This is a genomic window from Lactiplantibacillus daowaiensis (assembly GCF_005405085.1).
Lineage (GTDB): Bacteria > Bacillota > Bacilli > Lactobacillales > Lactobacillaceae > Lactiplantibacillus > Lactiplantibacillus daowaiensis.
The window spans coordinates 57972-72940 of record NZ_BJDJ01000007.1; the positions used below are offsets into that span (position 1 = coordinate 57972).

13 protein-coding genes are annotated in these 14969 nt (G+C 46.1%); 9 read left to right on the forward strand and 4 right to left on the reverse strand.

What is annotated here, in order from left to right; all coding sequences use genetic code 11:
- The first annotated feature begins 17 nt into the window (after nt 1–17).
- The 4 genes from FFM75_RS06005 to FFM75_RS06020 all read left to right on the forward strand — a co-directional run bounded on the left by FFM75_RS06005 (nt 18) and on the right by FFM75_RS06020 (nt 4344).
- Nucleotides 18–1037 carry a diacylglycerol kinase gene (locus FFM75_RS06005; RefSeq protein ID WP_137628287.1) on the forward strand — a complete coding sequence of 340 codons (1020 nt, stop codon included), beginning with the start codon at nt 18–20 and terminating at the stop codon, nt 1035–1037.
- A 123-nt stretch (nt 1038–1160) separates the two neighbouring features.
- Nucleotides 1161–2531 (forward strand): 23S rRNA (uracil(1939)-C(5))-methyltransferase RlmD, encoded by a 1371-nt coding sequence (gene rlmD, locus FFM75_RS06010; RefSeq protein ID WP_137628288.1) that lies wholly within the window; start codon nt 1161–1163, stop codon nt 2529–2531.
- 92 nt (nt 2532–2623) lie between these two features.
- Entirely contained in the window at nt 2624–3019 is a 396-nt protein-coding gene (locus tag FFM75_RS06015) for a hypothetical protein (RefSeq protein WP_137628289.1), read from the forward strand.
- A gap of 185 nt (nt 3020–3204) precedes the next feature.
- Nucleotides 3205–4344 carry an MFS transporter gene (locus FFM75_RS06020; protein WP_137628290.1) on the forward strand — a complete coding sequence of 380 codons (1140 nt, stop codon included), beginning with the start codon at nt 3205–3207 and terminating at the stop codon, nt 4342–4344.
- Between the two features lie 58 nt (nt 4345–4402).
- On the opposite strand, the gene FFM75_RS06025 is transcribed toward FFM75_RS06020, so the two are convergent.
- The 3 genes from FFM75_RS06025 to FFM75_RS06035 form a co-directional block, all read right to left on the reverse strand.
- Entirely contained in the window at nt 4403–5776 is a 1374-nt protein-coding gene (locus FFM75_RS06025; protein WP_137628291.1) for an NAD-dependent succinate-semialdehyde dehydrogenase, read from the reverse strand.
- Nucleotides 5777–5976: 200 nt separating this feature from the next.
- A complete protein-coding gene (locus FFM75_RS06030) occupies nt 5977–6726 on the reverse strand; it encodes a DUF4811 domain-containing protein (RefSeq protein ID WP_137628292.1) in 750 nt (249 codons plus the stop codon).
- Nucleotides 6723–8168, reverse strand: coding sequence for an MDR family MFS transporter (locus tag FFM75_RS06035; RefSeq protein WP_379831575.1), 1446 nt, complete (start codon nt 8166–8168; stop codon nt 6723–6725). The genes FFM75_RS06030 and FFM75_RS06035 overlap by 4 nt, the downstream gene beginning before the upstream one ends.
- 168 nt (nt 8169–8336) lie before the next feature.
- Between FFM75_RS06035 and FFM75_RS06040 the strand changes: the two genes are divergently transcribed.
- The 5 genes from FFM75_RS06040 to FFM75_RS06060 all read left to right on the forward strand — a co-directional run bounded on the left by FFM75_RS06040 (nt 8337) and on the right by FFM75_RS06060 (nt 13363).
- Complete coding sequence (locus tag FFM75_RS06040) at nt 8337–8891, forward strand: TetR/AcrR family transcriptional regulator (RefSeq protein WP_137628294.1); 555 nt, start codon at nt 8337–8339, stop codon at nt 8889–8891.
- A 258-nt stretch (nt 8892–9149) separates the two neighbouring features.
- Entirely contained in the window at nt 9150–9500 is a 351-nt protein-coding gene (locus FFM75_RS06045; protein ID WP_137628295.1) for a PadR family transcriptional regulator, read from the forward strand.
- Nucleotides 9493–10860 carry a DUF4097 family beta strand repeat-containing protein gene (locus FFM75_RS06050; RefSeq protein WP_137628296.1) on the forward strand — a complete coding sequence of 456 codons (1368 nt, stop codon included), beginning with the start codon at nt 9493–9495 and terminating at the stop codon, nt 10858–10860. Before FFM75_RS06045 ends, FFM75_RS06050 begins: the two co-directional genes overlap by 8 nt.
- A 409-nt stretch (nt 10861–11269) precedes the next feature.
- Nucleotides 11270–11950, forward strand: coding sequence for a matrixin family metalloprotease (locus tag FFM75_RS06055; protein ID WP_137628297.1), 681 nt, complete (start codon nt 11270–11272; stop codon nt 11948–11950).
- 66 nt (nt 11951–12016) lie between these two features.
- On the forward strand, nt 12017–13363 hold the full coding sequence (locus FFM75_RS06060) for a hypothetical protein (RefSeq protein ID WP_137628298.1): 1347 nt from the start codon (nt 12017–12019) through the stop codon (nt 13361–13363).
- Nucleotides 13364–13407: 44 nt separating this feature from the next.
- On the opposite strand, the gene FFM75_RS06065 is transcribed toward FFM75_RS06060, so the two are convergent.
- Nucleotides 13408–14904 (reverse strand): gluconokinase, encoded by a 1497-nt coding sequence (locus FFM75_RS06065; protein ID WP_171001434.1) that lies wholly within the window; start codon nt 14902–14904, stop codon nt 13408–13410.
- Between the last annotated feature and the right edge of the window lie 65 nt (nt 14905–14969).

The window sequence follows — 14969 nt, forward strand, 5'->3', positions numbered from 1 at the left end:
ACGCGGAGGAAAGTAACATGCGCAAACGGGCACGAATAATTTATAACCCGACTTCTGGACGTGAGGCCTTAACTCATGATTTAGTTGAAATTTTAGGAATCTTTGAACAGGCGGGGTACGAAACAAGTGCCTATGCGACGACCCCGGCACCGAATTCGGCTGCCGATGAAGCGCAACGTTGTGCCAAAGACGGGTTTGAATTAATTGTGGCAGCTGGTGGTGATGGGACCATCAATCAAGTTGTCAATGGGTTAGCCGGCTTAAAGCGGCGCCCGAAGATGGCCATTATCCCCGCCGGGACCACGAATGACTACGCGCGGGCGTTACACATTCCCCGGGATAATCCGGTCGCGGCGGCAAAAGTCGTCTTAAAGAATCAAACCGTTAAGATGGATATCGGCCAAGCCGGGGATCAATACTTCATCAACATCGCAGCTGGGGGGATGTTGACGGAATTGACTTACGACGTGCCATCACAATTAAAATCGATTTTCGGTTACGCGGCTTATTTGGCCAAAGGGGCTGAATTATTACCACGGGTGAAACCAGTTGAGATGGATTTGAAATATGATGATGGGCATTTTACCGGGAAAGCATCGATGTTCTTCTTAGCATTGACTAACTCAGTCGGTGGCTTTGAAAAAATTGTGCCGGATGCCTCGTTAGATGACGGTAAGTTTACGATGATTATCGTCAAGACGAGTAATTTAGCGAAGATTTTGCATTTGATGACGTTGGTCTTAAATGGTGGCAAGCACATCAATGACCCAAGTATCATCTATGTTAAGACCAGTAAAGTGGTGGCGAAACCGGTTAAGGGTCGCTTAATGATTAACTTAGATGGCGAATACGGTGGCGATGCGCCGATGACGTTCCGTGATTTCAAGCAACATATTGAATTCTTTGCGGATACGGATCGGATTCCAGACGAAGCTATCACGACGACGGATACCGAATTGCAAGATGCAGAACGGAACTTTGTTTCGGCGGTCGACCAATTACCAGAAGAAGCTGGCAACGATTCAGAAACTGAATAGCTTGCTTAAATTACCGTTTACTTATACAATAGTGAACGGTAATTTTTTTAACGTCGATTGGTCAACGGGCCAATGAGATACGAATCAGAACCCAAACAACCAGAAAGAAAAACGAGGAAATTCATGAAAGTTAACTTACCAGTCTATAAAGGCCAAGTTTTAGATGTCGATATTATGGACTTAACCTATCAAGGGATGGGCGTTGCCAAAGTCGACAACTACCCAATCTTTATTGATAATGCGTTACCGGAAGAAAAAATCACGGTTAAAGTAACGAAGACGACCAAAAACTTTGCTTTTGGTGATGTCGAAAAGATTCTTCAAGTGAGTCCCCATCGGGTCAATCCTAAAGGCCGTGTTTACCGCCAAACTGGGATCGCACCATTACAACACTTGGAATACAGTGAACAATTGAAGTTCAAACAACATCAAATTGCGGAATTGTTTGCCAAGGTCCACATGGATGATGTGGAAGTCTTACCAACGATTGGGATGGAAAATCCATCTCAATATCGGAATAAGGCTCAAGTTCCTGTTCGCCGCGTTCAAGGCGAATTGACGACTGGTTTTTATAAGAAAAACAGTCACCAATTAATGCCACTAGAAGATTACTATATTCAAGATCCAGCAATCGACAAAGCATTGCTAGTTGTTCGGGATATTTTACGGAAGTATCATGAAGCTGCTTATGATGAACACCACCATAGTGGGACGATTCGGACCATCATGGTACGGCGTGGCTATTACAGTCATGAAATGATGATCGTCATTGTGACACGGACGAAACATTTGCCAATGGCTGACGTTGTCACAAAAGAGATTCAAGCCGCTTTACCAGAAGTGGTCAGTGTGATCCAAAACGTCAATCAAAAGCAGACTAACGTCATCTTAGGGCCGGTTAACAACGTGTTAGCAGGTAAAGCCACCATTGATGACCAATTACTTGGGTTGACCTTTGCGATTTCAGCACCATCGTTCTATCAAGTGAACCCTCAACAAACCGAAAAGTTGTATCAATTAGCGATTGATAAAGCTGGTTTGACCGGTAATGAAACGGTGATTGATGCCTATTCTGGGATTGGGACGATTTCATTAACCATGGCACAACATGCCAAACATGTTTATGGTGTTGAAATTGTACCAGCAGCGATTGATAATGCTCGTCAAAATGCGGATAAGAATGGTATCAAGAATGCCAGCTTTGTCTTAGGGAGTGCCGAAAAGGTCATGGCCCAATGGCAAGCTGATGATGTTAAACCAGATGTTGTGGTCGTTGATCCACCACGTAAGGGCTTGGATGAAGCCTTTATCGAAAGTGCGGCAGCCATGGGGCCTAAGCGGGTCGTTTACATTAGTTGTAACCCATCGACCTTAGTGCGCGATGTGCAACGCTTTGGCGAACATGGGTACCATATTAGTGCGCCAGTACAACCAGTGGATCAATTCCCACAAACACCACATATCGAAAGTGTCACGGTTTTAGAACGCGACTAATTAATTTAACTGAAATGTCAGATCGTTGACGTAAATAAAGTTGTCAGGAGTATTTTTCTGGCAACTTTATTTTTTTGAAATGAGATGATGTTATGTATGAACGATTGACACAGTTTGTGACTAATAATGCACTTGGTTCAGTAACAAGTACACTCACACATGCGGTACCTGCTACGTTTGGGATGCCGACACCATTAGTCATTTGTGAGCTATGGGATGCGATAGATGAAGTCGTAATGACTCATCCAGAATTAAACTTGACTCATTATGATGACGTGATTAGGGCACATCAGTTATCACTTGATTATGATAAGATAGCAAAAGCAGTTGTTGCTGATTTCGATGTGCAGGTGACGCTAGCGTTACTAGTGCATGCCTGGCGACGCAATCGGTTTGATGACGGGCTATTTTACAGGTTTTTATCAGATGGCCTGATCCAAACTTGGTTACAGCATTTAAAAAATTTGGAGATTGCTAAATCATCATGATGACAATTAAACTTGATTTTTAACTACGGCTTACGCTAAACTAGTGATTAATAAATAATATGAATATCGGAAGACTTGAAAGTTAGATAAGGTACTCACCTGAGTATCGGAGGGCTGCGGCCAGATAAGATTAGAACCCTTAATCTTATCTGGCCGTTTTTTGGTCTTTTCAGGAGGAATTTTTGATGGCAAACACGTCATATTGGAATCGTAACTTTATTTTGATCCTAATCGGTAATGCACTACTCTTTATGGTGTATAACATGCAAGTCCCTGTCTTACCGTTATACGGGAAAAAACTCGGCTTAACGCCATCACAAATCGGGATCTTTGTAGGCGCGATTATGTTTGCGGCCTTAGTAACGCGGCTATTTGTGCCATGGTTCTCTGGTAAATTTAGTAAAAAGGTCCTACTCGTGGTTGGGATTTTGCTTTACTTGGTAGCCTCGATTGGCTATCCGTTGTTAGGAAGTTTTGGGTTATTGGTCTTACTGCGTTTGTTCAATGGGTTGGGACATGGGATTACCACGACTTACTTTGCCACTTCGGCGGCCGATGAATTACCCCATCAAAAGATCGGTGAGGGCATGGGGTATTTTGGTATTGGGACGATGGTCACGGCATCATTGGCACCATTACTGGCATTGGCGGTTGTGCATCAGTACGGGTTTACCGCCTTTTTTATGACCTGTATCGGGGTGTTAGCGGCCTCAATGGTCACGATTTTAGGGACAACGCCACATCGCCATGAAACGGTTAAGACGGCAACCAAAGCGCCCGTGTTTGATCTAAAATTCTTGCCGCAATGTAGTTTAGTGTTTATTCTAGGCGTGTTAATGAGTGGCGTGATGACGTTTACCCCGATTTATGCGCAAGTCCGGCATTTAAGTGCGATTTCAGGCTTCTTTTTTGTGGCCGCGATTGCTGGGGTAGTCATTCGGCCAATTGTCGGTCATACGTTTGACCGGCGCGGTCCGCGGTTGATTCTATTGTTGAGTACCGTGCTATTGACGTTAGGAATGTTACTGATTGCTTGGGTCAACCACAATTGGTTGTTGCTCTTGGCGGGGGTCTTTTATGGGGTTGCCGACGGGGCAATTTATCCAACGTTACAAGCATGGATTTTTAAAGTCACCACGATTGAAAATCGCGATACGGCGACTGGAATGTTCTTGAATTCATATGACTTAGGGATGGGACTGGGCGCCGTTGTGTTAGGTAGCGTCGTTGAGTTGGTGAGTTATCAAGGGATGTTCTTAGTCTTGGCAGTGGTTTCGTTGCTATATATTGGGTTAGCGATGGTGATGAGTCGCGCTAAAGCGTAAAGAAAAAGCGTCAAAGTTAAGTGATAATTTGCTTAACTTTGACGCTTTTTAACCCTAATTAGTTTTCAGTTGCATTAATAATCAAGTGTTCATTAACAAAGGCATTTAAGCCAAGTTGATACAATTCACGGCCATAGCCAGAATGTTTAACCCCACCAAATGGTAATTCTGGGGCAGTGATCCAAGCCCGGTTGATCGTGGTCATCCCAGCTTCGAGTTGTTGGGCAACGCGGTCAGCGTGGGCCGGGTCACTTGAAAAGACGGTACTACCTAAACCGTAGCTTGAATTGTTTGCTAAGGCGATGGCTTCGGCCTCGGTGTTGACTTTGTAGACTGCGGCTACGGGGCCAAACATTTCTTCATCGAAGGCCGGGTTAGCTGGCGTAATGTCAGTCAAAATCGTTGGTTGGAAGAATTGACCAGGTAAGTCGATCGGTTGATTGCCCGCATAAACTTTGGCCCCCGCAGCCACAGCGGCATCGACTTGTTTTTGGAGCTTTTGTTTAGCCCGTTTGGAGTTCATTGGGGCTAAGGTCGTTGCTGGATCGAGTGGATCGCCAGGTTTGACCTTAGCAAATTCAGATTTTAAGTAGGCTAAAAAGTCATCGTAGTGGTCAGCCATGACGATAAAACGTTTAGAAGCTGAGCAAACTTGGCCGTTATTGAACAACCGTGCTTGTGGTGCCACGGCTTTGACTAGGTCCCAGTCAGCATCGTCTAAAATGATGAAGGCGTCATTGCCACCAAGTTCCATTGTGGATTTCTTTAAGTTGACACCAGCTTCTTTGGCCACGGCCGCGCCACCACGTTCAGAACCGGTTAACGCCACCCCAGCGACCCGTTTATCAGCAATTGCGGCACTCACCTGGTCATAACTAATGAATAAGTTAGTTAAACTCCCGGCTGGTGCACCAGCGCGTTTCACGACATCGGCAAAAGCGGCCGCCGAACTAGGGGTGTTAGAGGCATGCTTTAAAATCATCGGATTCCCAACCACATAGTTGGGGGCAAAGACCCGCATGATTTGATAGTATGGAAAGTTCCACGGTTCGACCATCACTAAGATACCAACGGCTTGCTTAGCGTAATAGGCCTTGCCTGCACTAGTGGCTAGTGGGGTGGGCTGGAGCATGTCTGCGCCGTGTTCGGCAAAGTAGTCGGCAATATCAGCACATAAGTCGACTTCGGCTTCTGCTTCACCGATGAGCTTGCCCATTTCAGTCGTTAAAATGGTTGCTAAGGCATGCTTTTCAGTGCGCATTAAAACGGCGATTTTGTGTAAAGTTGCTTGGCGCGTAGCCGGTGCATCCTGCCGCCAAGCTTGGTAACGGTGATGACCGGTTGCTAAAGCGGTTTCAAGTTCTGCGTCAGTTGTGTTCTCATAAGTTTTTAAAGTTTCATTCGTATATGGATTAATGGTTTTGTAAGCCATGTTAGTGCCCCCTTGAATTAATTCCAGCGGTCTCTCATGCATTTTTAACCGGGTATGTACTCTAAATTAACTGGTTAAGGGGGTATAAGTCAAGTGAAAGCGCTGTAATTAATTTTGTCATCAGTGGTAAAGTGACGATTAACGCTGATATAACAATAAAAATAGCACTACCAAAAAAATTGGTAGTGCTAGAAATTTGGTTAGTGAATCGATTGTTGTTTAGCTTCGGCAATCAATTTTTTAATCATTGCAGGTTCTTGCTGGGTGGCTTGTTTAGTCGCAGCAGCTTGAACTTGTTTTGTTAATTTTGCAACTTGCGCACTTGTCAAACTTGGATCAGCGGTTTTAGCAGCTTTGACTTTAGCCGTAACGGCCTTGGTGACAGTTGCGGTGGCCGTTTTTTGAACGGTTTTAGCTTGTTTTTCAAGCCATTTAGCCTGACTCACACTTAATGTCGCCCAGGTCTTAGGCACCGTGAACGTATTGTGCGTACTGATCAAAGTCGTGTGGCTACCAGTATCAGCATAGAGCCAACGCCAAGTCTGATTGTTATAAGCCCACCGTTTCGTGGTTGTAGTCAGTTTAGCTTGGCGACTTGTTGTCGTGTGAACGCGATTAGTTGTTTTGATACTGATGGCGGTATGTTGCCGCTTAGTCGCCGCTTTCGCCCGGTAAACGTAGACTTTTTCAGTATTGGATTGTTTGACTGGTTCGTATAGGAGTAAGTTAACGTAATCGTTTTTGACACTTGAGGTCAACTTGGTTGTCGTCGTCTTGGTTTGGACGTGCATGCCCCAATGCCAAGTATCATTGCCGATCATGAGGACGGCGGCAAAAACTAACAAGATCAACCCGATACTACCAACCATGAGTCGTTGGCGTTCACTGTGACCAATTAAAAAGCCAGCAATAAAGATGATTAGGCCTACCGTTAAGATAATTAAAATCATTGGACGTCACCTGCTTTCGGTGTTTTTTTAACGAAGCAAGCAAAGATCAAGCCGATGATCCCCATAGCAGTTGCAACGAGGAAAGCAGCGTGAAACCCATGCATTGCGGCAGCGTAAGTTTGACTCCGATAAGCAAGTGGGGCGCTGTGTAACAAGGCTTTAGCTGGTTTTGTTTGACTCGTGATATTGGTCAAGACGCTCCCTAAAACGGCGGTTCCCATTGAGGTCATGATCTGCCGCATGGTGCTGTTAATGGCCGTTCCATGACTGAGTTGAATCCCACGTAAATCAACGGAACTAGCGGCGGTCAACGGCATGGCCACTAAGGCGACCCCGCTCATTAAGACGACGTATTCCATAATGATATAACTGTAAGGCGTATGTTGCGTCAGCATCGCAAACGGTAGGGTTCCCAGTGTTAAGAGGAAGGTTCCCATTAACGCTAAGCGCCGACCACCGATGCGGTCGTAAGCATTCCCACTGATGAGACTGATGACTCCATATAACAAGGCACCTGGTAAAATTGTTAAGCCTGATTGCAATGGGGTTAACCCGCGAACATCTTGCAGATACATTGGTAAGACCACTTGAATCCCGATCATCGCCGTGTTAGCGAGCGCGGTGATCATTGACGCAATCGTAAATGATGGGATCTTCAGCAAGCGAATATTGAGTAGTGGTTCGGCTTGTGGCCATTCACGATGAACGAAGAGGGCAATAAAGATTAAACCAATAATGATGCTGATGATAACGATGCTAGACCCCCAGCCGTATTTACCGACTGAAGAAAAGCCGTAAAGTAAGCTACCAAACCCAATCGTTGATAGGCAAATTGCCCAACCGTCGATGGCGCTTTTCTTCAACGGAATAACGGGCCGGACGGTAAAAATGGCTAAAACTAGTAAAATGGCAACTGGTGGAATCATCATGCCAAAGAGGTCACGCCAGCTGGCGTTATCTAAGATCAAGCCAGAAACGGTTGGGCCCAAAGCGGGTGCTAACCCGATGACGATGCCACCTAAGCCCATCATCGCGCCCCGTTTTTCTGGTGGATAGATGACGAGTAACACCGTTTGGATCGTTGGAAAGGTAATCCCAATCCCGAGTGCTTGAACTAATCGACCTAGTAGAATTAGCTGAAAACTATTAGCGGTATAACTAATAATCAAGCCGAACAAAAAGCAACTTAGTGCCGAAGTGTAGATCAGCCGCAAGCTAAAGTTGTTCAGTAACCAAGCGCTGACCGGAATCATAATCCCCATCACGAGTAACGAGCCCGTGGTGAGCCATTGTACGGTCGCACTAGAGATGGAAAATTTCGTCATTAACGTGGGATAGGCCGTGACTAACATATTGGTGGTTAGCGCGGTACTAAAGGTCCCAAGTATTAAGGTAATCGTCAGCCACAGTTGGCTATAACGTTTACCATTTGTATCTACCATGAAAGATGCCCCCATTTGTCCTTAAAAAAGTAAACTGTTATAATCAGTTTAGTAGTATTATAAAACTTTTTCCTAAAAATTTAAACTGTTTGATTGATAGAACACAATAAAAATTATAAAAATGCGGTATAATGATTAACGAATTAACTTTAAAATGGGGGATTAGCAATGGTTAAAAGAAGAACGTTAACCCAAGCAAAAGTGTTAGCAACGGCTAACCAATTAATTGAATCAAAAGGTATCAATGGTCTCACGATTCGGGATTTAGCGCTCGTCTTAGATGTGCGACCACAGTCGATTTATAACTACGTTGATAGTTTGAGTGATTTACTCGACCAAGTGGGTATTCAATTCGTCCAAGGCGTCTCAGATCGATTAACTGAAAAGTTAACTGATCTAAAGGGTGACGAAGCTTTAATGGTGTTCGCCCAAGAATTACGGCGCGCTTGTGAACGGCATCGGGGCTTAGCACCGGTGTTGTTAGATATGAATGAAAATCTCGATATCCCCAAGACGCGGAAGATGTTAGTCAAATTGTATCAAGACTTATTCAAGCCATTACAACTAGACGACACCGCGCGAGTTGAAAACACGTTGTATCGTTCTGCTTTATTTGGTTTCATCGTCCAAGAGTTAGGCGGTTTCTTCACGATGCCTAAAGAAGCCTTGGATAAGCGGTTTACGCAGACGATGCAATTGGCGATTGATCAGACACACTTTTAGAGTGTGAGCGAGCACGTTTCGGCAAGCAAAATATCAACGCGTGCACATATACTTCAATAAAAATAAGTCCCAAACTAGCTTCACGTCACCAAAAACGACATACAATAGTTTAATAAAAAAAGTTATCTAAAGTCACTGACAAAAAAAGTCAGTGACTTTTTTAACACCAATTACTTTGACACACACAGTAATTGGTGTTACATTAGTGCTACTGAAAATTACTATGTGACACAAAGTAGTTGTTGAAAGGTGATTGATATGCAACCCGAAATCTCAAAAGAAACCATTCGCGGGCATACAACAACAATTGTCTTGAATATTTTGAATCAAGGCGATAGTTATGGTTACGCGATTGCTAAAACCATTAAGGTGCTCAGCCACGCGGCGTATGACATTAATGAAGCCACCTTGTATACAGTATTTCGACGCTTAGAAAAAAATGGCGACATCACAAGTTACTGGGGCAATGAAACCCAGGGTGGCCGCCGGAAGTATTATCAGATTACGGCGCAAGGAAAACGAACCTTGGCACATAACATTACAGAATGGCAGTTTGCGAAAAACGTCATCGATGATTTGATATTAGGAAGGATTGACGATAATGTCTGAAAAGATTGAACAATTAGTGGCAATGCGACTCAACACGTATTTTAAAAACCAACCAATGACGCCGGCTTTAGCCGAATTAAAGACGGAGCTGGCGACTGATTTAAATGAAGCGGCCAATGATAAGGCCCAAGCTGGTGCGACACCTGAAGCTGCCGTGGCGGAAGCTTTTAGTGATTTCGGCGATATTAACGCGGTGATCGCCCAGGTTAATGCCGATAATGGGACGACGGAAGCGTTCCATCAACATCGGATGACGATGAATGATGACGGTGTGCAGATCGATGATGGTAAGACCCTTAAAATTGATCGTGACGGGGTTTCACTAAATGAAGGTCGGACCTTTAAAGCCGATGCTGACGGGGTCTCGATTGGCAATGGCGCCATTAAAGCAGATGCTGATGGGCTAAAATTAGGTAAGCTAGTCATGAATGATGATGGCATTAGCTTCAATGGTCAACCGGCAACCCAACCGGATTGGGGTGGCCCCGCGCAACCCATGAATTTAGCGGGCGAATATCAAGATAGTTTGCGATTAGCAAATGAACAACGGTTTGCAGTGGCTGATGTTCAAGATTTAGCGATTAGTTATCGCTCAGCCCGCGTTAAAATTTTACCAACAGTTGGTGGCAGTGATGAAATTATCGTCCGTGAGTATTTACAACCGAATAATTCCGCGTATTATGCGCAGATCACCCAACAGGGCCCGCGGTTACAAGTTGCCCAAGGGAAAGTGCCCTTTTTAATCCCACTCCGGGTCCACGTACAAATCCATGTGCCAGCGGACTTTGCCGGTAACTTAACGGTCCAAAGTCAGTCTGGGACCGTCTTACTGGCAGGTTTAACCCAGCTTGGCATCGTCAATTTACAAGTGGCAAGTGGCAATTGTGACTTAGCTGATTTAAAGGCCCAAGCATTAAGTGCGGATCTTAAATCAGGAAGCTTGAAACTTAGTCGAATTCAAGTTGCCGATCAGTTCGGTATGCTGGTCCGGAGTGGCCGGATTCGTTTGGCAAGCGTGACGGCTGGGCAATTTACCGTTAATGCGACCAGCGGCAGTATCCAAGGGACTGGCTTGGTCGGTGGTGGCAGTTGGAATGCCCATTCGGGTGCGATTCGCTTAGCCTTTCAACGGCTGACGGGTGATATTAATTTGAATGCGCACAGTGGTGCCATCAAGTTGGCGACCCCCGCGGATGCGAGTTATACCTATGAACTCGAATCACATAGTAGTCGAGTCATCGCACCTAAGCGGGCCGTGAAAGACCGGATTGCGGATGGTTACCAAACCGGTACGGTTGGCACGACGGCGCAGGTTAACATTCATGGACGTGCCCATTCAGGGTCGATTCAGTTATACTAAGCTTAAATAATAGCGATGTTAAAGTGGCGTCAGCAAGCCAATGCTGGCGTCTTTTTTTGATAACTAATTATATGATTGGAAAAGTTATAAACGTAAATGTTGGCATTAGCAAGGCATCCGGGTTTATAATCTGCGTAGATAAGTTTAAACGGATGGATGGCACTAATGGTGTTCAAGTTGTAATCGGTTGCATATTGGTAGCATCATCACGAGAAATATCGTATGATGAATTTACGTTGAAATTAGTTAACCTTAGTAGTCGCGTCGTTAATGGGGAACGCCGACATTAAGGTTAAACATTTCAACCAACAATAACGTTAACTAATCTTGTGCGCGCAAGGGAAGTTCCATCCGCGACTATCTTTTTGATTGTAACCAGTTAAGAAAATAATTCAAGGAGGCCCTTACCATGAAAGTTAGCCAACAACTCGCGTTAATTAGTCTCGTCACTGGCGGTCTGTGGTTGATGGCGGCACAACCTAGTCAAGCCGCAACGGCTACAACGACGCCGATTGCCCCGTGGCGGTATGCCAAAACCACCGCCAACTATCGTGATAACTCCACCTCAGCGTACTATCAAGATGTCTGGCGTCAAGCCACTAAGAATTGGCAAAAGAAAGGCTTTAAATGGAACGCCGTTAAAGGTAGTTCCAAGACGGTCTTAACATCTTATGCCGATAGCTCCGCCCAAGGGGTCGTTTATATTGGGATGAAGCAAACGAAATATACCGCAAGTGGCCGGATCATTAGTAACAAAGTGATGGTCAACCGGGCATCATTTCAAAAATTTAAATACAATAAAGCCGAACGGGTTAAAGTAGCTGAACATGAACTGGGCCATGCCTTGGGGTTAGCGCATAACAATCCAGGGAGTGTTTCGGTAATGAACCCCGCTAACCGGGTCAACTCGATTAAAACGGTTGACGTTAAAGGCTTAAAATTACGTTACAAGACACCTTATAAAGCGGTCACTAAAGACACCGTCTACGTGACGAATTCGGCCTTAAAGGTCAGTCCAGATTTACCAATTCAAGGGGTCTTTGGACATGATGACTGCGATGACACGATTTTATTAACTGTATCTTCATAATGACAGCGGCTGACCAAACTGGTCGGTCGTTTTTTCTTGACCAAGTTAGAGTTAGGGGCGAGACGTATGCAGGGCGAAGATTATCGGGTACTCGATGAAACGATGACGTTTGAAATCGTTGGTAAATGGGGATTTACCAGTCAAACATTAGGTTATAGTGGCACGCTACATTACCAACCGGACCAAATGACACTACTGATTTATAGTGATGATTTGACATTGAATCAACATCAAGAAACGTATTTGTATGGGGAAGGTACTGTCTTATTAGAACAACCAGATGGTCAGACGACGTATTTACCGGTGAAAATCAGTTTGAGTGGGGTTTATCGGCAACAACAGCAACAAACCTTAACGGCCCAACAAACACAACTGGTGGTCAAATATGGCGTCTTAGGGATGGCGCTTGGTGCCCACATCACGGCGGCAAGTCGCGTGACGGCGATGCAACTTAGCTTGAGCAACTTGACGACTTGGCTACAACCAGCAGTAGGTAGTGTCTCGCGGCACCAACACTGCTCAGCGCTAACACCGGCAGATTTGTTTCACTTTACGGTAGCTGGGCGCCGGTATCAATTGTTAACGGCGATGCAGCCAGTGCAAGCGGCCACAACTGCGTTAGGGGCACAGTTTAGTGGCTTTGCGGTGCAATACAAGCTAGGCATCCAGTTGCCGCAAACGGGTAATCGACTCAGTGAATTATCGTTACTGGCCCGCCAAGTCGAGGATTGGTTTAGCATCGTTAGTGGACAGGCTGAAGCGGTGACGCAAGTTATTTGGCAACTCAAAGATACAGCGACGCCCGTGGTGATCTTTGAACCCCGGGCCATGCGGCACTTTGAAGGGCATGATTATCAGTTCGCCAAGCTAGCGGTGCCCCGTGATGATGCTTGGCTACGCGCCATGGCCCAGTCACTGCAAAACTGGTTGACCCATTATGATAAGCTGATTCCGCTAGCGACGGCTTTGAATCCAGCCCGGCCCGTATTGGACTTTAATCGCGAAGTCCAAACGGTTTGTGGCTGTTTAAATGTCGTCTTCGACGAATTTTATGCCAGTGGTAAGGCGCATCATAAAGAAGTCTACTATCGGCGTAAGGTGCGAATCTTCTTGCAGCATTGTCAACAACCGTACGTCCAACAAGCCTTACGGGCGTTACCGGTTGTCCAAACGACGAATCAGCTGTTGGATTTGATTCGGGATGCGCGTAATATTTCGGCGCACAGTTCGTTAGCCATTACAGGCTTAAAAGGGCTAACGACCCTGAATGAAAAGTATCGGTTTCAGTTGATTTTAAAGGGGCTATTACGGCTATGGTTATTGGCCCAACTTGGCATTTCACAACAATTATTAGCGGCAGAAGTGGCGATGACGCGGCCATTTGACGTTGAGTTGACGACCACTTGGTTATAAAAAACTGACGCCCCTTAAATGGGACGTCAGCTGTTTAACGGACTTTATTTAAAACGCGCTAGTTGTTGGCATAATGGTTGTGACACTTGTTGTAGCTGTTGATAGAGCAGATAGAGTTGCTGGTAAGTTGCCACTGTGGCTGGATCAGGGACGATGGTTTGTTCAGCGCCAACTAACGTGCTGGCGGCCTCAATATTGGCTAACTCACCTAGGCTGACCCAGCCGAGAATGGCTGCACCTAAACAAGAACTTTCAAAACTATTGGGAATCGTCACCGGCGTGGCAAAGCTATCGGCGATTAGTTGTTGCCACGGAGCTGAGTTGGCAAAGCCACCGGTAGCTTGTAAACTCGTAAATGGTCCGGTTAAGTTTTGGACGAGTTTGGCGACATGGACCAAGTTAAAGGTGATACCTTCTAGCGCCGCACGGGTCATTTCAGCACGGGTCGTTTGGGCGGTTAACCCGAAAAAGGCCCCACGCGCGTCCGCGTTCCAAAGCGGGGCCCGTTCGCCATTTAAGTACGGTTGCATGAGCAGCCCGTGACTACCTGCTGGAACTTGACTAACGAGGTCACTTAACTTGGCTAGCGACGGGACGGCGGCATCATGGCCGAACAATTGTTGGCGAACCCAAGCCAACACGTTACCCCCGTTGTTCACGGGACCACCAATGACCCAGCGGTTGGGGGCTAAGTAGTAACAAAATAGGCGGCCATTTGCATCTAATTGGGGGTGGTCACTGACAACGCGCACCGCCCCAGATGTGCCGATCGTTAAAGCGGCAACGCCTGGTTGTAAGGCGTTGAGCCCCAGATTTGAGAGGCAGCCATCACTGGCCCCTACGATCAAAGGGGTGGTCGGTGTTAAGTGCCATTGTGCCGCGAGGTCGGCTGCTAAGCCAGTGACTTGAGCAGTGGTATCCACTAAGGCTGGCAATTGGTCAGCCTTGATAGCTGCGAGTTGTAAAGCTAAGGGATCCCAGTCAAAAGTCTGCATATTGAAAAGTCCCGTCGCATTGGCAATCGAATAATCCATCACAAGTTGGCCAGTCAGCCGATAAATTAAGTAGCTTTTAATATCAACGACCCAACGGGCGGCGTGTTTTAGCGCTGGTTGGGTTTGTTCCAGCCAGACTAATTTGGCTAACGGCGTCATCGGATGCAGTGGGGTGCCAGTATGTTGATAGAGCGTCAATGCATCGGATCGTGTGCGCAGTTGGTCAGCGGCGGCTTTAGCGCGGTTGTCGGCCCAGGTGTACATCCGCGTTAGGGGTTGTCCGTCAGCTGCGAGTAAAATCAAGCTGTGCATTGCGGCGGAAAAACTGATACCACCAATGGGTAGTTGTGGCTGCTTGGCGGTGACTTCCGTCAGGCCTTGGACCATTGCTTGATAAATCTCAGCGGGGGCTTCTTCAGCCATTCCGGGGGTTGTTTGATAGAGGGGGTAGCCGTGGTTGGCACTGGCGATGACTTGACCATTTTGGTCGTATAAGACGACTTTCGTGCTAGTCGTGCCGATATCGACACCGAGCATTGCTTGCATGGATAAAGCTTCCTTTCCGTGAATCGAATCATGCATTTAGTGTACAAGCAAAGCACGCGTGGTGC